At 71.5% G+C, this 20,609-nt stretch carries 23 protein-coding genes and 1 pseudogene; 11 read left to right on the top strand and 13 right to left on the bottom strand.

The genetic code is table 11. From position 1 onward, the window contains the following. Window positions 1–60: 60 nt before the first annotated feature. Window positions 61–855: a class I SAM-dependent methyltransferase gene (locus ACIPXC_RS10460; RefSeq protein ID WP_401615525.1), complete on the top strand. Its 795-nt coding sequence runs from the start codon at window positions 61–63 to the stop codon at window positions 853–855. A 118-nt stretch (window positions 856–973) separates the two neighbouring features. On the opposite strand, the gene ACIPXC_RS10465 is transcribed toward ACIPXC_RS10460, so the two are convergent. From ACIPXC_RS10465 to ACIPXC_RS10475, 3 genes are read right to left on the bottom strand one after another with little or no spacing between them, the layout of a single operon-like run. After that, complete coding sequence (locus ACIPXC_RS10465; protein ID WP_030963436.1) at window positions 974–1,735, bottom strand: amino acid ABC transporter ATP-binding protein; 762 nt, start codon at window positions 1,733–1,735, stop codon at window positions 974–976. Further along, entirely contained in the window at window positions 1,735–2,676 is a 942-nt protein-coding gene (locus tag ACIPXC_RS10470; protein ID WP_401615527.1) for an amino acid ABC transporter permease, read from the bottom strand. The genes ACIPXC_RS10465 and ACIPXC_RS10470 overlap by 1 nt, the downstream gene beginning before the upstream one ends. Window positions 2,677–2,715: 39 nt before the next feature. Then, window positions 2,716–3,678: an ABC transporter substrate-binding protein gene (locus tag ACIPXC_RS10475; RefSeq protein WP_401615529.1), complete on the bottom strand. Its 963-nt coding sequence runs from the start codon at window positions 3,676–3,678 to the stop codon at window positions 2,716–2,718. Between the two features lie 526 nt (window positions 3,679–4,204). On the opposite strand from ACIPXC_RS10475, the gene ACIPXC_RS10480 reads away from it, so the two are divergent. The 4 genes from ACIPXC_RS10480 (at window position 4,205) to ACIPXC_RS10495 (ending at window position 7,538) form a co-directional block, all read left to right on the top strand. Further along, complete coding sequence (locus ACIPXC_RS10480) at window positions 4,205–5,407, top strand: NADP-dependent malic enzyme (protein ID WP_401615531.1); 1,203 nt, start codon at window positions 4,205–4,207, stop codon at window positions 5,405–5,407. A 334-nt stretch (window positions 5,408–5,741) separates the two neighbouring features. Beyond that, window positions 5,742–6,704: a zinc-binding dehydrogenase gene (locus ACIPXC_RS10485; protein ID WP_030963441.1), complete on the top strand. Its 963-nt coding sequence runs from the start codon at window positions 5,742–5,744 to the stop codon at window positions 6,702–6,704. Window positions 6,705–6,762: 58 nt separating this feature from the next. Beyond that, on the top strand, window positions 6,763–6,972 hold the full coding sequence (locus ACIPXC_RS10490; RefSeq protein ID WP_030013034.1) for a helix-turn-helix domain-containing protein: 210 nt from the start codon (window positions 6,763–6,765) through the stop codon (window positions 6,970–6,972). Further along, complete coding sequence (locus tag ACIPXC_RS10495) at window positions 6,972–7,538, top strand: Clp protease N-terminal domain-containing protein (protein WP_401615533.1); 567 nt, start codon at window positions 6,972–6,974, stop codon at window positions 7,536–7,538. Before ACIPXC_RS10490 ends, ACIPXC_RS10495 begins: the two co-directional genes overlap by 1 nt. An 88-nt stretch (window positions 7,539–7,626) precedes the next feature. Here the strand turns inward: ACIPXC_RS10495 and ACIPXC_RS10500 are convergent, their stop codons facing one another. Both ACIPXC_RS10500 and ACIPXC_RS10505 read right to left on the bottom strand, forming a co-directional pair. Then, the gene (locus tag ACIPXC_RS10500; RefSeq protein WP_401615535.1) at window positions 7,627–8,508 is read right to left on the bottom strand and encodes a helix-turn-helix transcriptional regulator; all 882 of its coding nucleotides are present in this window, start codon (window positions 8,506–8,508) and stop codon (window positions 7,627–7,629) included. A gap of 1 nt (window position 8,509) precedes the next feature. Further along, a complete protein-coding gene (locus ACIPXC_RS10505; protein ID WP_401615537.1) occupies window positions 8,510–9,451 on the bottom strand; it encodes a DUF4097 family beta strand repeat-containing protein in 942 nt (313 codons plus the stop codon). Window positions 9,452–9,606: 155 nt separating this feature from the next. On the opposite strand from ACIPXC_RS10505, the gene ACIPXC_RS10510 reads away from it, so the two are divergent. Further along, the gene (locus tag ACIPXC_RS10510; RefSeq protein WP_401615576.1) at window positions 9,607–10,413 is read left to right on the top strand and encodes a hypothetical protein; all 807 of its coding nucleotides are present in this window, start codon (window positions 9,607–9,609) and stop codon (window positions 10,411–10,413) included. Window positions 10,414–10,420: 7 nt separating this feature from the next. Here ACIPXC_RS10510 and ACIPXC_RS10515 read toward each other — a convergent pair whose 3' ends face one another. Continuing rightward, complete coding sequence (locus ACIPXC_RS10515; RefSeq protein WP_400740282.1) at window positions 10,421–11,356, bottom strand: LysR family transcriptional regulator; 936 nt, start codon at window positions 11,354–11,356, stop codon at window positions 10,421–10,423. Between the two features lie 211 nt (window positions 11,357–11,567). Between ACIPXC_RS10515 and snpA the strand changes: the two genes are divergently transcribed. Next, the gene (snpA, locus tag ACIPXC_RS10520) at window positions 11,568–12,236 is read left to right on the top strand and encodes a snapalysin (RefSeq protein ID WP_401615540.1); all 669 of its coding nucleotides are present in this window, start codon (window positions 11,568–11,570) and stop codon (window positions 12,234–12,236) included. Between the two features lies 1 nt (window position 12,237). On the opposite strand, the gene ACIPXC_RS10525 is transcribed toward snpA, so the two are convergent. From ACIPXC_RS10525 to ACIPXC_RS10540, 4 genes are all read right to left on the bottom strand, one after another. Next, the gene (locus ACIPXC_RS10525) at window positions 12,238–12,438 is read right to left on the bottom strand and encodes a hypothetical protein (RefSeq protein WP_401615542.1); all 201 of its coding nucleotides are present in this window, start codon (window positions 12,436–12,438) and stop codon (window positions 12,238–12,240) included. Window positions 12,439–12,670: 232 nt separating this feature from the next. After that, window positions 12,671–13,264, bottom strand: a complete 594-nt coding sequence (locus tag ACIPXC_RS10530; RefSeq protein WP_401615544.1) for a GNAT family N-acetyltransferase — start codon at window positions 13,262–13,264, stop codon at window positions 12,671–12,673. A 129-nt stretch (window positions 13,265–13,393) separates the two neighbouring features. Next, window positions 13,394–14,446, bottom strand: a complete 1,053-nt coding sequence (locus ACIPXC_RS10535) for a family 2 encapsulin nanocompartment cargo protein polyprenyl transferase (protein ID WP_401615578.1) — start codon at window positions 14,444–14,446, stop codon at window positions 13,394–13,396. Beyond that, window positions 14,443–15,849 (bottom strand): family 2B encapsulin nanocompartment shell protein, encoded by a 1,407-nt coding sequence (locus tag ACIPXC_RS10540; RefSeq protein WP_401615546.1) that lies wholly within the window; start codon window positions 15,847–15,849, stop codon window positions 14,443–14,445. Before ACIPXC_RS10540 ends, ACIPXC_RS10535 begins: the two co-directional genes overlap by 4 nt. A gap of 236 nt (window positions 15,850–16,085) precedes the next feature. Between ACIPXC_RS10540 and ACIPXC_RS10545 the strand changes: the two genes are divergently transcribed. The 4 genes from ACIPXC_RS10545 (at window position 16,086) to ACIPXC_RS10560 (ending at window position 19,015) form a co-directional block, all read left to right on the top strand. Beyond that, window positions 16,086–16,541 carry an RrF2 family transcriptional regulator gene (locus ACIPXC_RS10545; RefSeq protein ID WP_401615548.1) on the top strand — a complete coding sequence of 152 codons (456 nt, stop codon included), beginning with the start codon at window positions 16,086–16,088 and terminating at the stop codon, window positions 16,539–16,541. 163 nt (window positions 16,542–16,704) lie between these two features. After that, on the top strand, window positions 16,705–17,901 hold the full coding sequence (locus ACIPXC_RS10550) for a globin domain-containing protein (RefSeq protein WP_401615550.1): 1,197 nt from the start codon (window positions 16,705–16,707) through the stop codon (window positions 17,899–17,901). Window positions 17,902–18,029: 128 nt separating this feature from the next. Further along, on the top strand, window positions 18,030–18,620 hold the full coding sequence (locus tag ACIPXC_RS10555) for an N-acetylmuramoyl-L-alanine amidase (RefSeq protein WP_401615552.1): 591 nt from the start codon (window positions 18,030–18,032) through the stop codon (window positions 18,618–18,620). A 74-nt stretch (window positions 18,621–18,694) separates the two neighbouring features. Continuing rightward, a complete protein-coding gene (locus ACIPXC_RS10560) occupies window positions 18,695–19,015 on the top strand; it encodes a hypothetical protein (RefSeq protein WP_401615554.1) in 321 nt (106 codons plus the stop codon). Window positions 19,016–19,239: 224 nt separating this feature from the next. On the opposite strand, the gene ACIPXC_RS10565 is transcribed toward ACIPXC_RS10560, so the two are convergent. The 3 genes and pseudogenes from ACIPXC_RS10565 to ACIPXC_RS10575 form a co-directional block, all read right to left on the bottom strand. Further along, window positions 19,240–19,665 (bottom strand): BrxA/BrxB family bacilliredoxin, encoded by a 426-nt coding sequence (locus tag ACIPXC_RS10565; protein ID WP_037919709.1) that lies wholly within the window; start codon window positions 19,663–19,665, stop codon window positions 19,240–19,242. A gap of 126 nt (window positions 19,666–19,791) precedes the next feature. Further along, window positions 19,792–19,956, bottom strand: a pseudogene (locus ACIPXC_RS10570) (DNA mismatch repair protein MutT); the annotation flags it as partial. Between the two features lie 22 nt (window positions 19,957–19,978). Next, entirely contained in the window at window positions 19,979–20,539 is a 561-nt protein-coding gene (locus ACIPXC_RS10575; protein WP_401615580.1) for an XRE family transcriptional regulator, read from the bottom strand. Window positions 20,540–20,609 lie beyond the last annotated feature (70 nt).

Genomic DNA, 20,609 nt, shown 5'->3' on the forward strand with positions numbered 1-20,609 from the left:
TTAGTGTCTCTCGTAACAGCTGAGACGTCTTCGAGGGTATTACGTAGGGAGGGGTTCGGGATGGCTGACGGGACGGACACGGTGGACGCGGCCGGCGCGGGGCGGGCCGCCGGCACCGACTGGCAGGCCTGGCAGGACAGCTGGGACCGCCAGCAGGAGTGGTACATGCCCGACCGCGAGGAGCGGTTCCGGGTGATGCTGGACATGGTCGAGGCGCTGGTGGGATCCACCCCCCGGGTGCTGGATCTCGCTTGCGGTACGGGAAGTATCACGGACCGCGTCCTCAGGCGGTTCCCGGGAGCCACCAGTACGGGCGTCGATCTCGACCCCGCGCTGCTGACCATCGCCCGGGGCCACTTCGGCGGGGACGCGCGCGTCTCGTTCGTGACCGCCGACCTCAAGGACCCCGACTGGCACGCCGCCCTCCCCCACCGGACCTACGACGTCATCCTGACCGCCACCGCCCTGCACTGGCTGCACAGCGAGGAGCTGGCGGTGCTGTACGGGCAGCTCGTGCCCCTGCTGGTGCCCGGCGGGGCGTTCCTGAACGCCGACCACATGCCCGACCCGGCCACCCCGCGCATCAACGCCGCCGAGCGCGCCCACCGGCACGCCGGCATGGACCGGGCCAGGGCCGCCGGGGCGGTCGACTGGCGCGAGTGGTGGGCCCTTGCCGCCGCCGACCCGGCGCTGGCCGAGCCCACCGCCCGCCGCTTCGAGATCTACGGTGAGCACGCCGACGGAGACACCCCCTCCGCGGCCTGGCACGCCGAGACGCTGCGCGCCGCGGGCTTCGCGGAGGCCCGTACGGTCTGGCGCTCGCCCTCGGACGCCCTGGTCCTGGGTCTGAGGTAGGCAATCCGGGACGGGCGCGGAAACAGGAAGCGGCACGGGACGCGGCACGGCCGAGGGGCGGTACGGAGATCCGTACCGCCCCTCGGCCGTGTCCGCGTGCGGCGCCCGGCGCCGCCGCCTACAGCACCTTGGAGAGGAAGGCCTTCGTCCGCTCGTGCTGGGGGTTGCCCAGCACGTCGCGGGGGTGACCCGACTCGACCACGACGCCGCCGTCCATGAAGACGAGGTTGTCGCCGACCTCGCGGGCGAAGCCCATCTCGTGGGTGACCACGATCATGGTCATGCCCGACTCGGCGAGGTCCCGCATGACGTCCAGGACGTCGCCGACCAGCTCGGGGTCGAGGGCGGACGTCGGCTCGTCGAAGAGCATCAGCTTCGGCTCCATGGCGAGCGCGCGGGCGATCGCCACGCGCTGCTGCTGGCCGCCGGAGAGCTGGGAGGGGTAGTTCCCGCCCTTCTCGCCGAGGCCCACCCGGTCCAGGAGGCGGATGGCACGCTCGCGCGCCACCGCCTTGGACTCGCCCTTCACCATGACCGGCGCTTCCATGACGTTCTCCACGGCCGTCATGTGCGGGAACAGGTTGAAGCGCTGGAAGACCATGCCGATGTCCCGGCGCTGCGCCGCGACCTCGCTGTCCTTCAGCTCGTAGAGCTTGTCGCCCTTCTGGCGGTAGCCGACGAGGTCCCCGTCGACGTACAGCCGTCCGGCGTTGATCTGCTCCAGGTGGTTGATGCACCGCAGGAAGGTCGACTTGCCGGAGCCGGACGGGCCGACCAGGCAGAACACCTCACGCGGGGCGACCTCCAGGTCGATGCCCTTGAGGATGTGCGCCGCGCCGTAGGACTTGTGGACGCCCTCGGCCTTCACCATGGCAGTCATCAGGCCACCGCCTTGCTGTTCGAGAAGCTGGACAGCTTCGCCTTGATCTTCTGCAGCGGTGTGGGCGGCAGGGTGCGGAGCGCGCCACGGGCGTAGCGGCGTTCCAGGTAGTACTGGCCGACACTGAACACGCTGGTCAGCGCGAGGTACCAGATCGAGGCGACGAAGAACATCTCCATGACCGCGAACGAGGTGGAGGCGATGTCCTGCGCGGCGCGCAGCAGGTCGAAGTACTGCACGGCGACGACGAGCGACGACGTCTTGAGCATGTTGATGAACTCGTTGCCCGTCGGAGGCACGATCACCCGCATGGCCTGCGGCAGGACGACTCGGCGCATGGTCTGCGTCCGGGTCATGCCCAGCGCGTGCGAGGCCTCGGTCTGGCCCTCGTCGACCGACTGGATGCCGGCGCGGACGATCTCCGCCATGTACGCGCCCTCGTTGAGGCCGAGACCCAGCAGGGCGGCCAGGAACGGCGTCATGACCTGGGTCATCTCGTCCTTGTAGAACCCGAGGTTCAGGATCGGGAAGATCAGGGCGAGGTTGAACCAGATGAGGAGCTGCACGTACACCGGGGTGCCGCGGAAGAGCCAGATGTAGAACCAGGCGATGGTGCTGGTCACCGGGTTCTTCGAGAGGCGCATCACGGCGAACAGGACACCGAGCGCCAGACCCAGGGCCATGGCGGTGACGCTGATCCAGATCGTGTTGCCGACGCCTCGCAGGATCGAGGGGTCGAACAGCTTCTCCGGGACGGTCGCCCAGCGGACGTTGCCCTGGGAGAAGGCGATGACGAGCGCCACGACCAGGCCGATGACGACCACGGCGCTGATCCAGCGGCCGTAGTGGCGGACCGGGATGGCACGGATCGCCTCGGGGGGGAGGGCCCCGGCCGGCGGGGTGTCCGCCGGGCCCGGGCCCTTGTCGAGCTTGTCAGTCACAGTGACTGCCCTTCAGTGTGCTGCGGTGGTACGCGGAGGTCAGGAACCGGCGTTGATCTTGGCCTCGGTGACGGCGCCGGAGCCGGCGTTCCACTTGTCCAGGGCGGCCTTGTAGGTGCCGTCCTTGATGATCGCGTCCAGGGCTTCCTTGAGCGCGTCGCGCAGCTCGGTGTTCTTCTTGTCCACCGCGATGCCGAAGAGGCCGGCGTCGGTCGGGTTGGCGATGGCCTCGAAGTCGTTGCCGCCGCCGGCGGTCTGCGCGATGTACGCGGCGACCGGGGAGTCGTTCAGGTCCGCGGCGGCGCCACCGGCCTTCACGCGGGTCTGGGCCTCGGCGTCGGTCGGGAAGGACTCGATCTTGAGCTCGCCCTTGCCGTCCGTCTTGCACTTCTCGGCCTGGGTCTTGGCGGCGTCCTCGTACGTGGTGCCGCGCTGGACGGCGACCGTCTTGCCGCACAGGTCGTCGAGGGTCTTGATGCCCTGCGGGTTCCCCTTCTTGACCAGGATGCCGGTCGAGGCGGAGAAGTAGTCGACGAAGTCGACGCCCGCACCGGTCTTGGCGCCCTTGTCGTCCAGGCCCTCCTGGCGGGCCTTGGTGTCGGTGAGGGAGGACATGACCAGGTCGCTGCGGCCGGTCTGCATGCTGCCGATCAGCGTGTCGAAGGTGCCCGACTCGAACTTGAACTGCACGCCGAGCTGCTTGCTCAGGGCCGCCGCGATGTCGGGGTCAACGCCGACGATCTTGCCACCCTCGGTGAACTCCATCGGCGCGTAGGTCGCGTCGGTGCCGACCTTGATGACACCGGCGTCCTGGATCTTCTTCGGGAGCTTGGAGAAGAGCGGCGCGCTGCTGTTGTTCGCCGCACCCGAGGGGGTCGAGGACGCCTTGTCGGTCTGGTCGCCACAGCCGGTGAGGATCAGGGCGCCGGCGACCGCGATCGCGCCGACCGCGGCGATCCGGGACCGTGCAGCGGTCGTACGACGGGTGGTGCTAGCGGTCATGGCTTGGTTCCTCCGGCACTGGTGGAAAAGCAACGAAAAACGGTCGGACACGCACCATCGAGTGTCGCGACCTTGTGTGATTACGGCATCTTGCCATTCGGACTGAGACATTCAGGGTGCCCGCCAGGTCAAAATCGCATAACGGGCGACCGGGGTGGGCCAACAGGACTGCGGGCCAGGGGCATCCAGGCCGCAGATACTGCCGTGACCAGGCCTTTTGAGCGCAGTTTCTCCGGGGCGTCTCGCCCACCGGACGGCAAGGTTTGGACTTTTCACCAAAAGGCGGGCAGTTGACCTACGGTTGAGCCGGAATCGACTCGTCTGAGCGAGTGTTCTTCGGGTAGAACAGATCCTTACACCCCTCATCCGGGGCTCAGGGCGCGCGTGCGGCGCGCCCGCGCGTACGAACCTCCCCTTCGCGGAGACGGGCCAACCGTCGATGCGGAGTACGGACGCGGTGCCCGCCCACCCCTTAACCAGGAGTGGCCACCCTCAACGAACATAAGGAATTAAGGGGTCACACGAAGTGGCAGCGGAGATCGTCAACCCTCGCAGCGACAGTGCGACGGACAACAACCCCGACGCGGTGTTCGCACTGCACCGGGGCGGCAAGATGGCCATCCAGGCCACGGTTCCGGTCAACGACAAGGACGACCTGTCCCTGGCGTACACCCCGGGCGTGGCGAAGGTGTGCACCGCCATCGCCGAGCAGCCGGAGCTGGTCAACGAGTACACCTGGAAGTCCAACGTGGTCGCCGTCGTCACCGACGGTACGGCCGTGCTCGGCCTCGGTGACATCGGCCCGGAAGCCTCCCTCCCCGTGATGGAGGGCAAGGCCATCCTCTTCAAGCAGTTCGGTGGTGTGGACGCGGTCCCGATCGCGCTCGCCACCAAGGACACGGACGAGATCGTCGAGACGGTCATCCGTCTGGCGCCGTCCTTCGGCGGGGTGAACCTGGAGGACATCTCCGCCCCCCGCTGCTTCGAGATCGAGCGGCGCCTCCAGGAGGCGCTGGACATCCCGATCTTCCACGACGACCAGCACGGCACGGCCATCGTGACGCTGGCCGCGCTGCGCAACGCCGCCAAGCTCACCGGTCGCACCCTCGGCGACCTGCGCGCCGTGATCGCGGGCGCGGGCGCGGCAGGCATCGCCATCGCCAAGATCCTGGTGGACGCGGGCATCGGCGATGTCTGCGTCACGGACCGCAAGGGCGTCGTGTCCGCGGACCGCTCCGACCTGACGGACGTCAAGGCGGAGATCGCGGGCCTGACCAACAAGACGGGCCGGACCGGCTCGCTGGAGCAGGCCCTGGCCGGCGCGGACGTGTTCATCGGCGTCTCCGGCGGCTCCGTCGCCGAGGAGGCGGTGGCCACGATGGCGAAGGACGCGTTCGTCTTCGCCATGGCCAACCCGAACCCGGAGGTCCACCCGGACGTCGCCCACAAGTACGCGGCGGTCGTGGCCACGGGCCGTTCGGACTTCCCGAACCAGATCAACAACGTGCTCGCGTTCCCGGGCATCTTCGCGGGTGCCTTCAAGGTGCGCGCCACCCGGATCACCGAGGGCATGAAGATCGCCGCCGCCGACGCCATCGCGGGTGTCGTGGGTGACGAACTCGCCGCCGACTACGTGATCCCGTCGCCGTTCGACGAGCGCGTCGCGGAGGCCGTCGCCGCGGCCGTCGCCGCCGCGGCCAAGGCGGACGGCGTGGCCCGCCTGGCCTGACCCGGCACCTGAGCGGTACGCGAAGAGGCCCGACCGGATCCCTCCGGCCGGGCCTCTTCGCGTGTGCGCGGGCCGCTCGCGCGGTGCCGCCCCGCCGAGCCCTGGCGGCGCGTACGCGGTGCCCGCGCGGTGCCGCCCTGCGGGCCCAAACGGGTGGGCGCGGCGCTCACGCGGTGCCGCCCCGCCGAGGCCTGGCGGCGTGTGCGCGGGCCGTGCCGGGGTCCGTTCGCCGTCGTCCGCCGCCCCCGGGAACGGGCCCGGTGCGACGAAGGCCTCATCCGTGCGGTCGCAGGAGGTCTGGAACCAGCCCCCTACCCAGCGGTAGCGTCGCGGCATGTTCGCTGCCTACGCCGCCCGAATCGACCGTGACCAGCCACTGAACGGCCTTGTGCTGGGCGACCGCCCCGCCCCGCAGGCCCGCCCCGGCTGGGTGACCGTGAACGTCAAGGCCGCCTCCCTCAACCACCACGACCTGTGGTCGCTGCGCGGGGTCGGCATCGGGGAGGAGAGCCTCCCCATGATCCTCGGCTGCGACGCGGCCGGGATCGACCAGGACGGCAACGAGGTCGTCCTGCACTCCGTGATCGGCCAGAGCGGCCACGGGGTCGGTCCGGACGAGCCCCGCTCGATCCTGACCGAGCGCTACCAGGGCACCTTCGCCGAGCAGGTGACCGTCCCCGCCTGGAACGTGCTGCGCAAGCCCGCCGAGCTGTCCTTCGAGGAGGCGGCCTGCCTTCCGACGGCCTGGCTGACCGCGTACCGAATGCTGTTCACCAACGCCGGAGTGCGCCCCGGGGACTCCGTCCTGGTGCAGGGCGCCGGCGGCGGGGTCGCCACCGCCGCGATCGCCCTCGGCAAGGCAGCCGGCCTGCGGGTCTTCGCCACCAGCCGGGACGAGGCCAAGCGCAAGCGGGCCGTGGAGCTCGGCGCGGTGGAGGCGTTCGAGCCGGGCGCGCGGCTGCCGCAGCGGGTGGACGCGGTGATCGAGACGGTGGGTGCGGCCACCTGGTCCCACTCGGTGAAGTCGCTCCGCCCCGGCGGCACCCTGGTGATCTCCGGCGCCACGAGCGGCGACCGCCCGGCGCACGCCGAGCTGACCCGGATCTTCTTCCTGGAGCTGAAGGTCGTCGGTTCGACCATGGGCTCGAAGGACGAGCTGGAGGACCTCCTCGCCTTCTGCGCCACAACGGGGCTGCGGCCGGTCATCGACGAGGTGCTGCCGCTGGACCGGGCGCGCGAGGGCTTCGAGAAGCTGGCGGCGGGCGACCTCTTCGGCAAGATCGTCCTCAAGCCCTGACCGCCACCCATGTCAACCGGGGTTGACGAGCCTCCCGCGTCAACCTACATTGACACGCATGACCGAAGCCACTGATCTCGCCGAGCGGGCCGGAGACCGGGACCCGCGCGTGGGCCTGCGTGCCGTGGCCGCCCTCCGTAGGCTGCTGGAGCAGCTGGAGGCCGTACAGGTGCGCAGCGCCCGCGCGCAGGGCTGGTCCTGGCAGGAGATCGCGGCCGAGCTCGGCGTAAGCCGGCAGGCCGTGCACAAGAAGTACGGGAGGCTGTGATGTTCGAACGCTTCACCCGTGATGCCCGGTCGACCGTGACCGGGGCGGTGGCCGAGGCCCGGCAGGCCCGGGCCGCCACCGTCACCGAGGAGCACCTGTTGCTGTCCCTGCTCGCCGTGGGCGCCCTGGACCCCCTCGGCGTGGACCGGGCGGCGGTGGCCGCCGATCTCGCGGCGGCCCGCCGCCGGGGCGGCATGTCCCGGGCGGACGAGGAGGCCCTGGCCGGGCTCGGGATCGACCTCACCGAGATCGTCTCCCGGATCGAGGAAACCCACGGCGAGGGCGTCCTCGCCACGCCCGCGCCGCGCCGCCGGACGCTGGGCTCCTCGCTCCGCTCGGCCCTGGGCCGGGCCGAGGCGGACGACGGCGGCGGCAGCCGCCACGTCCCCTTCACCGAGGGCTCGAAGAAGGTGCTGGAACAGTCCCTGCGCATCGCGCTGGGCCGCAAGGACCGCCACATCGGGACCCTGCACCTGCTGCTGGCCCTGCTCTCGCGTCCCGGCACGGTCTCCGAGGTCCTGACGGACCACGGCATCACGTACGCGACGGCCGAGGCCCGCGGCTGACGAACCGCTCCCGCACCCTCCAGCCCCGTCAGGCAGCATCCGCCCCGCCGGCGTTCGAGGCCGCGGGGTTCGGGGCGGCGCCCCGGTGTTACGGCCTGGGAGCGAACGTGGCTCCCAGCCGGGCGGCGGCCGCCGCGAGGTGGTCGCGGGCCTCGGCGACCTGGGCCGCGGACACCCCGTGGTCCCGCGCGGCGTCGCGCACCTCGTCGCGGAAGCGGTCCAGCAGCCGGTCCAGGTCACGGGCCGGGTCACCGGTCGGCGCCAGGTCCGCGGCCCAGCCCGGAGCGGCATCGTCGGCGGTGTCGGCCGGGGCCGCAGCCGTTCCGCCCAGCCAGGCGCCGGCGAGGCTGCCCAGGACGCCGCCGGACCGGGCGAACTGCTCCTGGAGCTGGCCCGCGATCCGCTGGACCTCCTCGCGGGCCCGGTCCTGGGCCTCCTTGGCCTGGCGGCGGGCCGCCTGCGCCTCCTCGCGGGCCCGGCGGCTCTCGTCCTTCGCCCGGCGGGCCTGTTCCTTCCATTCCTGCCTGGCCTTGCGCAGCTCCTCCTTGGCCGCCTTCCAGGAGTCCTCCTCGCCCACCTGGGCCGCCGACGCGGTGGCGGCCGCCCGCATCTCGCGCCGCAGGTCACCCGCGGCGCCCCGGACGTCGCTGCGGATCTCGGCGGCCAGTTCGGTGACCGAGTCGCGGATCTCCAGCTCCAGGTCGGCCAGTTCGCCGCTGCGGTCGGCGAGTTCGGCGCGGCCCGCCTCGGTGATGGAGTACACCTTGCGCCCGCCTTCGGTCGCGTACGTGACCAGGCCCTCCGCCTCCAGCTTGGACAGGCGCGGGTAGACCGTGCCGGCGGAGGGGGCGTACAGGCCCTGGAAGCGCTCCTCCAGCAGGCGGATCACCTCGTACCCGTGGCGCGGGGCCTCGTCCAGCAGCTTGAGGAGGTAGAGGCGGAGGCGGCCGTGGGCGAAGACGGGCGGCATGTCAGAGCACCTTCTTGTCGAGCGCGAGCGGGGCGGCGGGGGCGTCGGCGTCCGCCTGCGGGCGGCGCAGCAGCGCGATGGCGCCGGAGACCGTGGTGGCCCGCAGGGTGCCGGCGCCCGAGCCGAGCGTGCCGGTGATCCGCTTGGCGCCGAGCCGGCCGGAGACCCGCAGGTCCTCGAAGGCGTTGGAGACGCCACCGGTGGCGGTGTTGGCCTCGACGCGGGCGTCGGCGGGGTGCGGGAGGCGGATCGCGACCTGGCCGGACACGGAGTTCAGGGCGATGTCCACGGGCCGCTCGGCGGCCGGGCCGGGGTCCAGGTCGATCAGCATGTCGCCGCTGACCGAGTCGGCGCGCACGTTCACGCCCGCGCCGTCGACGACGGTCAGGCCCCCGGAGACCGAGTGGAAGCCGAAGTCGCCGGTGACGGACTGGGCCTCGACGCTGCCGGAGACGGTGTGCGCCCTGACCCGGCCGGAGAGCCCGACCAGCGTGGCGTCGCCGGAGACGCCCTTGACGTCGGTGGCGGCCGAGACGCCGGAGACGAAGGCGGCGGCGTCGACCGTGGCCACGTGGACCCGGGTGGCGGCGGGCACGGTGAGGGTGACGGCCGCGCGGCGCTCCCACGCCTTGCGGCCGGAGGAGGAACCGGACCAGGCCTTCCACGGCTTGTCCTCGAACCACTCCTTGAGGCCCTGGGAGCCGTTCCAGGGCAGGTCCTCGTAGGAGACGGTGAGGACGCCGTCCTCCTGTACGACGTACAGGGGCGGGCCGTCAACCTCGGTCACCTCCAGGCGGGCCGGGCCCTCCTCGGCTGCGACCACGTTGACGGTGCCGCTGACGACGCGCACGCGGAGTTCGGTGACCGGCTCCTCGAAGGTGAGCTTCTGCGGCTCGGCGAAGTGCCAGGTCGACCGCGACGGCTGGGACGACTGCTCTGACATGGTGCTGATCCTCCTCGTGCGTTCACGGACGGAGCTCGACGCACGCAACATATCGCGTCTTATGAAGAACACGATATATCGCGGTCGGGTGAAGTCAAGCAGGGTGTCGCAATCCACCATTTGGGGGTGATTTGCCTTAGCGTGTGAGCATGTCAATCTCCAGGACCCCGACCGGCGGAATGCTGCTCTGCCGTACCGGACCCGTCGCGGCGCGCTCCGCCGCGCAGCTGCTGCGCGTACGCCTGCTGCTCGCCCCGGCCGGCGCGTGGACCGTCCTCGTCCCCGAGGACAAGCCGTGGCGGGAGGGCGGGAACGCTGCCGAGGTGTTCACGGGCTGGGCAGCGGCGCTCGCCGCCGGCACCGACTGGCCGGTGCTCGGGCTGTGGTGGGAGGGCGGCCGCGCCGGGTTCGCGCTGGCCCGGGGCTTCCGGCGGACCGTCGCCCAGGAGTGGGACGCGGCCGGACGGGCGGCGGGCGAGCCCGATGCGATGCGGACCCTGGCCGCGCGGCTCGGGCTGGATCCCGTACTCGACCTGGAGGAGCTGGAGCGGCTCACCCGCCCCGACGCCGCGCCGGGCGCGGACGGTGCGGACCGGCTGCACGGGCTGACCGCGCTGCTGACGCGCACCGGTCTGACCCTGCCGCCCGGCCTGACGCCGGGTGAACCGGCCGACCGGCTGCGGAGCGCGGCCCGGGTGGCGCCGGACGTCGAGACGGTGCAGTGGTCGGGCTGGCGCGACGCCGTGCGGGCCGAGTGCGACGCGGTGGAGGCGGGCCCGATGGGCCCGTGGGTCCGGGGCCCGAAGGCCCGGCTGCTGGGCGCGGCCCAGATCGCGGCGGGGGCGCCGCTCCTGGTGTGGGCGGCCCGGCGGCGCAGCCCCGCGTGGGCCGCGGCGGGCGCCCTCCTGCTGGTCCAGGGAGCGCTCTCACTGGCCTACGACCGGGCCCGCGCGCGGGATTAGGGAGCCTTCAGGCCGCCTCCAGCAGGGGGCTGGCGTGGTGGTGCAGCCACGCCCGGTACGGGGGCGTACGCAGGGCGGCCTCGCGGTAGGCCGCCCGGAGGTCCTCGTAGACCTCGGCGTGCGCGCCCGGGCGGGTCGCCAGCAGCAGCCGTACGGCCAGGGGGTCCCCGCACAGCGGCCGGATCGCCATGTCCTCGCGCGGCCCCGAGGTCGGCTGGCACGGCGCGACCGCCTCACCGGAGATGATCAGCGAGGTCGCCGTGTGGTAGTCGGTGTGCAGGACCGGCGGGTCGAGCCCGGCCCCGGCGAAGACCCGGCGCAGGCCGTCCCATTCACCGTCGACCGAGGGGTCCACCGCCCAGCGGTCGGCGGCCAGGTCCCCTAAGGAGACGATCTCCTGCCGTGCGGCGGGGTGGTCCCTCGGCATGGAGACGAACTGCGGCTCGCGTTCCATCAGCACGTGCGTCTGGAGCCCTTCGGGCACCCGTAGCGGACTGCCTTCCACCTCGTGCACGAACGCCACGTCCAGCTGCCCCGCCGCCACCATCCTGAGCAGCGCGTTCGCGGAGACGTCCACCAGAAGGGAGGTCTCGGTGTCGGGAAGCCGCCGGTGGAGGCGCCGCAGCCACCCGGGCAGCGCCCTGCTGGCCGTCGAGCCGATGCGCAGCCGGGGGCCGTGGGCCTGCGCGCGGGCCTCCGCCACCAGCGCGGCCATGTCGGCGAGGAGGGGCCGGGCCCGGCCGAGCACGGTGCGGCCGAAAGGAGTGGGCCGGCAGCCGGTGCGCTCGCGCAGGAACAGCTCGCCGTCCAGGGCCCGTTCGATACGGCGCAGCTGGGTCGTCAACGAGGGCTGGCTCACGCCGAGTTGCCGGGCGGCCTTGTGCAGGCTTCCGGCGTCGGCGATGGCGCACAGTGCGCGCAGGTGCCTGACCTCAAGCTCCATGTCCCGAGGGTAGGCCGGGCCCGTAGGGCCGCACCAGTCGCCGATAGCCCCCCGAATCCCGCCATTCTCACGCTGGTTGGACTGTCGAAATCTCCACGATAGGCCGGCGCTATCGGCCAGTGACATCATCCGCCGACCCGTTGCGCTCCCGCAGACTCCGGTACCGAACGACCCACCCCCCACCGCACCGGACGAGTAGGAGCTCCCCCACATGCGCCACTCCCGTAAGGCCCTGCTGGCGACCGCCGTCGGCATCGGTCTCGCCGCCACCCTCGGCGCCGTCCCCACCGCCGCCGCCGCGCCCGCCCCCGTCGGCAATGCCGCCAGCTACGCCGCGTACGAGCGTTCGCCGGAGAACGCGGCGGCCAACCGCGCCTTCTTCGAGGCCGTGCAGCGCTCGGTGGCCGAGCAGCGTGCCGCCAACCCCGGCGCCCTCGCCGTCACCGTCACGTACAACACCCGCTACGCGCCGAGTTTCCGTACCCAGATAGCCAGCTCCACCCGCATCTGGAACAGCTCGGTCACCAACGTGAAGCTGCAGGAGGTGTCCTCCGGCGGGAACTTCGCGTACTACGAGGGCAACGACTCGCGCGGCTCGTACGCGAGCACGGACGGGCACGGACGGGGCTACATCTTCCTCGACTACCGCCAGAACCAGCAGTACAACTCCACCCGGGTGACCTCGCACGAGACCGGTCACGTGCTGGGTCTGCCGGACCACTACTCGGGCCCGTGCAGCGAGCTGATGTCGGGCGGCGGCCCGGGCACCTCGTGCCAGAACGCCACCCCGAACTACGCCGAGCGGACGCGCGTCAACCAGCTCTGGGCCAACGGCTTCGCCTCCGGCCTGGGCACGAAGGAGCTCGCCCCCACGGGCTGAGTCACCGCTCCCGGCGCTCCACGGAGTCCGTGCAGTCGGGGTTCCGGCAGGGACCCCGGCTCCACACCGGGACGAAGACCCCGAGGGACTTGCGCCGCCCGATCATCGTGTCGACGCGGAGCCCGCAGGTCGGGCACGTCTGCTGTTCGTGCCCGGCCCGCGGGGCCACCCGCGGGTGCGCGTGCTGCTGTTCGCCGACCATACCTCCACGGTAGGCCGGTTTCGGCAGGTCCGTCGGGTCAGCGCCGGCGGAGGTAGGTGCTGACGATCTGGCCGCCGCCGAGGGGCACCGATGAACCCGTCGACGGTGGTGGCGATGAAGTACGTGAGCCTGCGCAAGCGATTCCCTTCCGTCGGACAGTGCCGCCGCACCGGGTCACGGCAGGTAAAGCACTTCGGGTGAAGTGGTCACGCGGGCTCCCGCCTCTCGGGCCTCAGCCCCTGGGCTTGCGCCACATCGGCCACATCAGCGGCCCCTCCGGCAGTCGCACCGCCTCGCCGGTGAACTCCCAGCCGAGCCGCTCGTACAGCCCCCTGCTGCGCTCGCTGCTCGCCTCCAGGTACGCCGGCACGCCTTCGCGGTCGCAGCGTTCCAGCACCGGACGCATCAGCTCGGTGCCCAGCCCCTCACCCTGCCGGTCCGGGGCCACCGCGATCATCAGCAGGTACTCGTGCTCCTCCGCGGTGGGGTGCACCGCGCCCGTCAGCCGGCCCACCAGCTCGCACCGCTCGTTGTCCGGGTCGGCCACCGCCCGCATCCTCGCCGGGATCTCGTCCTCGCCCTCCGGCTCGCCCGCCGGGATCCGCAGCCACAGGGCGGCCGCCGAGCCGTCCACCGCGTAGTCGATCCGGCCCTCGGCCAGCGCCACGTCCACGAAGACGCCCAGGAACCGTCCGTGCACGGCGGCCCGGTGCTCCGGGTCCGGAAAGACCCAGCTGCTCACCGGGTCGGTGCGGAAGGCCTCGTCGAGCAGCCGCGCCACCGCGTCCCGGTCCGACTGATCCGCCTGACGTATCTCCAGCGCCACTGGTCACACCCTTCGCTTGACGATCAACAACCGTCAGCGATCCTAGAGTTGACGCATCCATGCGGTAAGGCCCGTTCCGGCACCCTGCGGTGCCGGAACGGGCCTCCCCCCGTCCTGCCGGACGCCCGCTCACCTCGTGCGGCGCGTCACGAACTCCGCCAGTGCCAGCAGCCCGCCCGCCGCCCCGAGGTCCGGAACGGCCCTGGACAGCTGCTGGACCGCCCGGCCCATCCGGTCCGCGGCCTGGGCCTGGGCCCAGTCGCGCCCGCCGGCCCGCTCCACCGCCTCGGCCGCTCGGAGCACGTCGTCCCCGGTCATGGGACCGGCGTACAGGTCTGCCAGTTCCCGGCCCGCCGCGGTGCCCGAGGTGAGGGCGGCCACGACCGGCAGGGACTTCTTGCGGGCGATCAGATCCGCCCCGGCGGGCTTGCCGGTGTGCCCCGGGTCCCCCCAGATGCCGATCAGGTCGTCGATCAGCTGGAAGGCGAGGCCCGCCTCCCGGCCGAAGGCGTCCATGGCGTCCACCTCGTCCGGCCCGGCCCCCGCGTACAGCGCGCCCAGCGCGCACGCGCAGCCCAGCAGGGCCCCGGTCTTCGCCGTCGCCATGGTCAGGCACTCGTCGAGCCCTACGTCCGGGCGCCGCTCGAAGGCGCAGTCGGCCTGCTGGCCCGCGCACAGCTCGATGATGCAGGCCGAGAGCCGGGACGCGGCCACCGCGGCGGCGGGGTGCGGATCGTCCGCGAGCAGTTGCTGGGCGAGCGCCATCATGGCGTCACCCGTGATGATCGCGTCCGGCGCCCCGAACACCGTCCAGGCGGTGGCGCGGCCGCGGCGGCGGACGTCCTTGTCGACGACGTCGTCGTGCAGCAGCGTGAAGTTGTGCGCCAGCTCCACCGCGACCGCCGCCCGTACGGCATGGTCGGCCGGACCGCCGCCCGGCCTCTGCAGGGCCTGGGCCGCGGCCAGCACCAGAGCCGGCCGGATGGCCTTTCCGGGGCTGCCCTCGGCAGGGGTGCCGTCCGCGTTCACCCAGCCGAAGTGGTACATCGCCACGTGCCGCATCCCGCCGGGCAGGCTCTCCACGGTGCGGCGCAGTTCCGGGTTGACCGTTTCTCTTGTCCGTTCCAGCAGGGCCGCGGCCTCCTGGCCCTCACCGGTCGCGATGGCGTTCACCTCGATCAGCGCCAGCGGCCGATCTCGACGTTCTCCAGCACACCGAGCGCGTCCGGCACCAGCACCGCGGTGGAGAAGTAGGCGGTGACCAGGTAGGAGATGATCGCCTGCTCGCTGATCCCCATGAAGCGGACCGACATGCTCGGCTCGATCTCGTCCGGGATGCCCGGCTGGTGCAGGCCGATCACACCCTGCTCCTCCTCACCGGTGCGCATGCACAGGATGGAGGTGGTGCGGGCGTCGCTGATCGGGATCTTGTTGCTGGGGAAGATCGGTACCCCGCGCCAGGTGGTCACCCGGGTGCCGTCGACGTCGACCGTCCCGGGGTAGATCCCGCGCTTGTTGCACTCGCGGCCGAAGGCGGCGATCGCCTTGGGGTGCGCGAGGAACAGCTTGGAGCCGCGCCGCATGCTGAGCAGCTGGTCCATGTCGTCGGGGGTGGGGCCGCCGTCGTGCGGCTGGATGCGCTGGTCGTAGTCGGCGTTGTGGAGGAGGCCGAAGTCGGGGTTGTTGAGCATCTCGTGCTCCTGGCGCTCGCGCAGCGCCTCGACCGTGAGCCGCAACTGCTGCTCGGTCTGGTTCATCGGCTGGTTGTAGAGGTCGGCGACGCGCGAGTGCACCCGCAGGACCGTCTGGGCGATGGAGAGCTCGTACTCGCGCGGGCGGGCCTCGTAGTCCACGAAGGTGCCGGGGAGGACGGCCTCGCCCCGGTGGCCGGCCGAGAGGTCGATCTCCGCCTCGCCGTACGTGTTGGTGCGCTGGGCGGGCGCGGAGCGTGCGCGGTCGAGGTGCTCCCGCAGCGAGGGGACCCGGTCGGCCAGCAGCTGGAAGTCCTGCCGGGACAGGGCGAGGGCGGTGCCGGGGGTGGCGGCGCGGGCGGTGTACTCCCAAATCGATTCTTCATCGACGAGGGAGTCCTCGCCGAAGTACGCGCCGTCGGCGACGGTCCGCAGGACGGCGTCGTCGCCGTAGGGGCCCGGGCCGATCTGGTCGACGCGGCCGTGCGCGAGCAGGAAGACCTCGCCGGACGGACTGCCGAAGGAGGTCAGCTCCTGGCCGGCCTCGAAGTCGATCTGGCGGCACCGCTGGGCCAGTTCACCGAGGACGTCGAGGTCGTCGTAGTCGCGCAGCAGCGGGAGTTCGCCGAGCTCGGCGGGGATCACCTGGACCTGGGTCCCGGTCTTGACGAACTCGACGACGCCGTTGCCGACCGAGTAGCTCAGTCGCCGGTTCACCCGGTAGGTGCCGCCCTGGACCGACACCCACGGCAGCATCTTCAGCAGCCACCGTGAAGTGATCTCCTGCATCTGCGGCGCGGACTTGGTCGTGGTTGCCAAGTTCCGTGCGGCAGCCGTCCCCAGACTGCGCTGCGGTGTCTGGGCCTCGGACTCGGAACCTGCCTGGACCGACATGTCTTTCCCTTTCGATCACTCCATGGGTCTGCGGCAGCAGCCTTTCAGCACGCAACGCGGTGGGACCATTACACAAAAGGGTGGGACTACTCCGTCCAGGTACTGGGCACCCTCTCGGATCGAACTCCACGCCCGCGGGCCGCGGGAGCTCCGCACGCCCTACCGGTTTCGGCCAAGTGGTGATCCCGTCCGAGTCTTAATTTGTATCTGGGATACGAATTTTCTACGGTGGCCCCATGCGGCTGACGCGATTCACCGACCTGGCGCTGCGCACCCTGATGCGCCTGGCCGTCGAGGAGGAGGACCTCCCCACCACGCGCGACGTGGCGGCGACCATGGAGGTCCCCTACACCCACACGGCCAAAGTCGTCGCCAGGCTGCAGCATCTCGGGCTGGTCGAGGCGCGCCGCGGCCGTGGCGGAGGGCTCACCCTGACCCCCGCCGGGCGGACCGCCTCAGTGGGCGCGGTGGTGCGCGAACTGGAGGGCGCGGGCGACGTCGTGGACTGCGACGGCACCGCCCCCTGCCCGCTGCGGAGCGCCTGCCTGCTACGCGGCGCACTCCGCCGCGCCCAGGAGGCGTTCTTCGCCGCACTGGACCCACTGACGGTGAACGACCTGGTGGCGGCCCCGACCGGGCCGCTCCTCCTGGGCATTTCGAGCAGGGCACCCAGGGGGGCCGAAGGTCCCTGACCATCAGGGCTCAATGGCCGGTTACCGCCGCCCGCCTAACCCCATAGCCTCACCCCCGACGGGAGTTCGAACAGAAGTCCGCACCTCGGCGGGCCTCTGCGAGCAAAAATACGCATCTAAGATGCAAATTAATGGACCTGTTCCACCACGCAAGGAGTTCCCCATGCTGTCCGAGAAGTCGACCGCGACCGTCCGAGCCACCCTGCCCGCCGTCGGAGCGGCCATCGGCGACATAACGGAGCTCTTCTACACCAAGCTCTTCACCGCCCACCCGGAGCTGCTCCGCGACCTCTTCAACCGCGGCAACCAGAACGCCGGCCTCCAGAAGCAGGCGCTCGCCGGCTCCATCGCCACCTTCGCGACCCACCTCGTCGAGCACCCCGACACCCGCCCCGACGTGATGCTCGGCCGCATCGCGCACAAGCACGCCAGCCTCGGCGTCACCCGCGAGCAGTACGCCGTCGTCCACCGGCACCTCTTCGCGGCGATGGCCGAGGTCCTCGGCGAGGCCGTCACGCCCGAGGTCGTCCAGGCCTGGGACGAGGTCTACTGGCTGATGGCCAACGCGCTCGTCGCCATCGAGGAGCGCCTCTACGCCGGGCACCGGATCGCCGCCGGCGACGTGTGGCGGGAGTGGACCGTCACCGGCCGCTCCGAGGAGACGGCCGACTGCACCACCTTCCGCCTCACCCCCGCGGACGGCGCCCCCGCACCCGCGCACCTGCCCGGCCAGTACGTCTCGGTCCAGGTCGAACTCCCGGACGGGGCCCGCCAGATCCGCCAGTACAGCCTCTCCTCCCCGCCCGGCTCGGCGGTCCGCACGATCACCGTCAAGCGGGTCCACGGCGCGGCCGCCGCGGGCCCCGACGGCGAGGTCTCCAACCACCTGCACGCCCACGTCCGAGCGGGCCACACGCTGCGCGTCTCGGCCCCGTACGGCGACCTGGTCCTGGAGGACTCCGGCGCCCCGGTCCTGCTCGCCTCGGCGGGCATCGGCTGCACCCCGATGCTGTCGATGCTGGAACACCTGGCCGAGACCGGGCACACCTCCCCGGTGACGGTCCTGCACGCCGACCGCTCCCCCGCGGACCACCCGCTGCGGACCGACCACCGGGCGCTGACCCACAAGCTGGCCGACGCCACGGCCACGTTCTGGTACGAGGAGCAGGCGGAGCCCGGCGACGCCACCGGCCTGATGGACCTGTCCGACGTGACCGTCGCCCCCGGGACCCGCGCCTACCTCTGCGGACCGCTCCCCTTCATGCGGTCCGTGCGCGAGCAGCTGATCGCCAAGGGCGTGCCGGCCGCCGACATCCACTACGAGGTCTTCGGCCCCGACCTGTGGCTCGCTTCGGCGTGAGCCCTGTCCGGATCCGCTCGCTAGCCGTACGAAAACACTAGCCGCGGAAGGGCCGCCTCCACTAAACCGGAGCGTGACGATTCGGACACATTGGGTGTCCGTCGCGCACCGCACGAAGGGAGGCGGCCATGGCCGCACCCATGTCCGCGGACCGGTTCATCAACGCACTGAGGAACGAAGGCCTGACCGTCGTCGAGGTCGGCGCCTGGCGCACCCACAACCGCAACCACAAGGGGCCTTGGGGCCCGGTGCACGGGGTGATGATCCACCACACCGTCACGCGCGGCACCGCGTACTCCGTCGAGCTCTGCCGCTACGGCCACAGCGCCCTCCCGGGGCCGCTGTGCCACGGCGTGATCGCCAAGGACGGCCGCGTCCACCTGGTCGGCTACGGCCGGGCCAACCACGCCGGCCTCGGCGACCCCGACGTCCTGGCGGCGGTGATCGCCGAACGGCGGCTGCCCCCGGACAACGAGGCGACCATCGACGGCAACCGCCACTTCTACGGCTTCGAATGCGTGAATCTCGGCAACGGCGAGGACCCGTGGCCCGCGGCGCAGATCGACGCCATAGCCCGGGTGTCGGCGGCCCTGTGCCGGGTCCACCGCTGGACGGCCCGCTCGGTCATCGGCCACCGCGAATGGCAACCGGGCAAGGTCGACCCCCGCGGCTTCACGATGAACTCCCTCCGCGACCGCATCGCCGAACGCCTGAAGTAGCCGGCCGGGGCGCGGCACCGGGAGGCACCCCTCCCGGTGCCGGGCCCCCGTAAGAGAGCTGTCAGGGTGGGGACATGACACGAGACCTGGCCTTCGGCCTCTACGCGGACGAGCGGGGACTGGCCGACGTGACGAAGCTCGTCGAAGCCGCCGTGGCCCCCCGTAGCGCCCGGATCGTCGCCGCGACCGTCATCGACCCCTGCCCGTACGACTTCCTGGCGGAGCAGTGGGCCGTGGAGCACCCCGGCAGGGACAGCGGCACCCGCCGGACGGTCGAACTCCGCGTCCGCCTGACCTGCTCCCTGCGCACCTGGCGCTTCGTCCGCCGCGCGGTGATCACATCCCTCTGCCCCGAGGGCCCGCACGCCTGCGCCGTCCCCTGGTTCGCCCTCTGACCGCCGGAGGGCACGCTCAGCCGAGGTGGAGCGCCGGCCGGCGGGAGCCGAGGTCGGGCCGACACTCCGGTGAGCCACCGTTGCCGACGGTGCCACACACCTCCTTCGGAGCAATGCCGGTAGGCCGCGCACTCGGGTCATCGACCCGAAACCCGACACAGTGCTGCCACCCGCGCGGACCGGTGGCCAGGATGCCGAACCGGTCCACGCGAGGGGCGGGGTGACTACTGGCCGTGCTCGTTGAAGGCGGCCTCAAGGTCGGCGGCCACGCTCTCGGCGTCGCGGCCTTCGATGCGGTGGCGGGGGATGAAGTGGACGAGTTCGCCGTCCTTGAAGAGGGCGAAAGAGGGGTGGGACGGCGGGATGTCGGGGAAGTAGGAGCGCATCTGCGCGGTGGCTTCGATGTCCTGCTCGTCGAACACGGTGAGCAGCCGGTCCGGGCGCTTGGCGTCGCCGGACAAGGCGAGCCGCACACCGGGCCGTGCCATGCCGGCCGCGCAGCCGGTGACGGAGTTGATGGCCACCAGGGTCATGCCTGTGTCGGCATCCTTCATGGCGCGGTCGACCTCGTCGGCGGTCAGCAGTTCGACGAAGCCGATGCTGGTCAGTTCTTCCCGGAAGGGCTTGACGAGCAGTGGAGAGTACGGCATTCCCAATCCTCACCAGAGGTAGCAAATGACTCACCCAGAGTACGGGAGCATGTGTGCTGCGGGTGTACGCATCGCAACACACCGCGAACGCAGGGCACACACCCGCCTGAGTGGAGTGCAGACAAGCAAGAAGTGCTGGATCCGCAGCCGTGGGCTGCGGTGCATGGGCAACGCCCCCGGCTCGGCCGGCGCCACGAAACGGAGTTCCGCGCTCTCGTCCGAGATCGCCGGCGTGCCCCCGGCGACGCGGGCCGTGAAGCAGACGTTGGACTGACGGCGGACCTCGCCGTCCCGTCGCTTCCGGTTCTCCCTGTCAGCCGACGGCCGTGCCCCGGCCCCACAGTTCCTCGGCGTGGTCACGGAAGCGGTCGAACATCCCTCCCGGCCCCTGCCGGCGCAGGTGCAGCAGCGGGGAGTCGTGCCCGATGACGGTCGCCAGGTGAGGGGTGACCAACGCCTCCCCATCGAACCTGAACACGCTAAGCCCCACATGGTTCATGGCGTCGGACGGTGCGCTGAAGCGCGCCTCCAGGCCGTCCGGGGCGGCAAGCTCCGCGAGGTGTTCCAACGTGATCCGAATCCGCGTCGAGACGGAGAGCGCGGCCGATTCGACCTCCTCCCGCCGTCGCGTGACCTCCCCGTCCGGATCCCCGAGAAGAAACCGCACCCGGCACCCGCTCTCGGCCTTGCGGCGGACGACGCCCGCGAAGTCGGGCACCTGGGTCCAGAAAAAGTAGTTCGTGTACCCGGCGAGGAACACCTCGCTGGTGGCGTCATTCACCAGTCGGGCCCACGCGGTGGACGGGCAGGCCGAGCGGTACGCGTACGATTGACATCCTCCCCCAGCTAAAGGCAGGGGGATTCCAACCCCTATCGGGGCTGAGGTTCACGGGCATTCGACCGCTTGCGCGGTGTTGCCCCTCCGGTACCGGAAGACTTCTTCC

Origin of the sequence: Streptomyces sp. NPDC090021, from assembly GCF_044748225.1 — a bacterium.
Classification (GTDB): domain Bacteria; phylum Actinomycetota; class Actinomycetes; order Streptomycetales; family Streptomycetaceae; genus Streptomyces.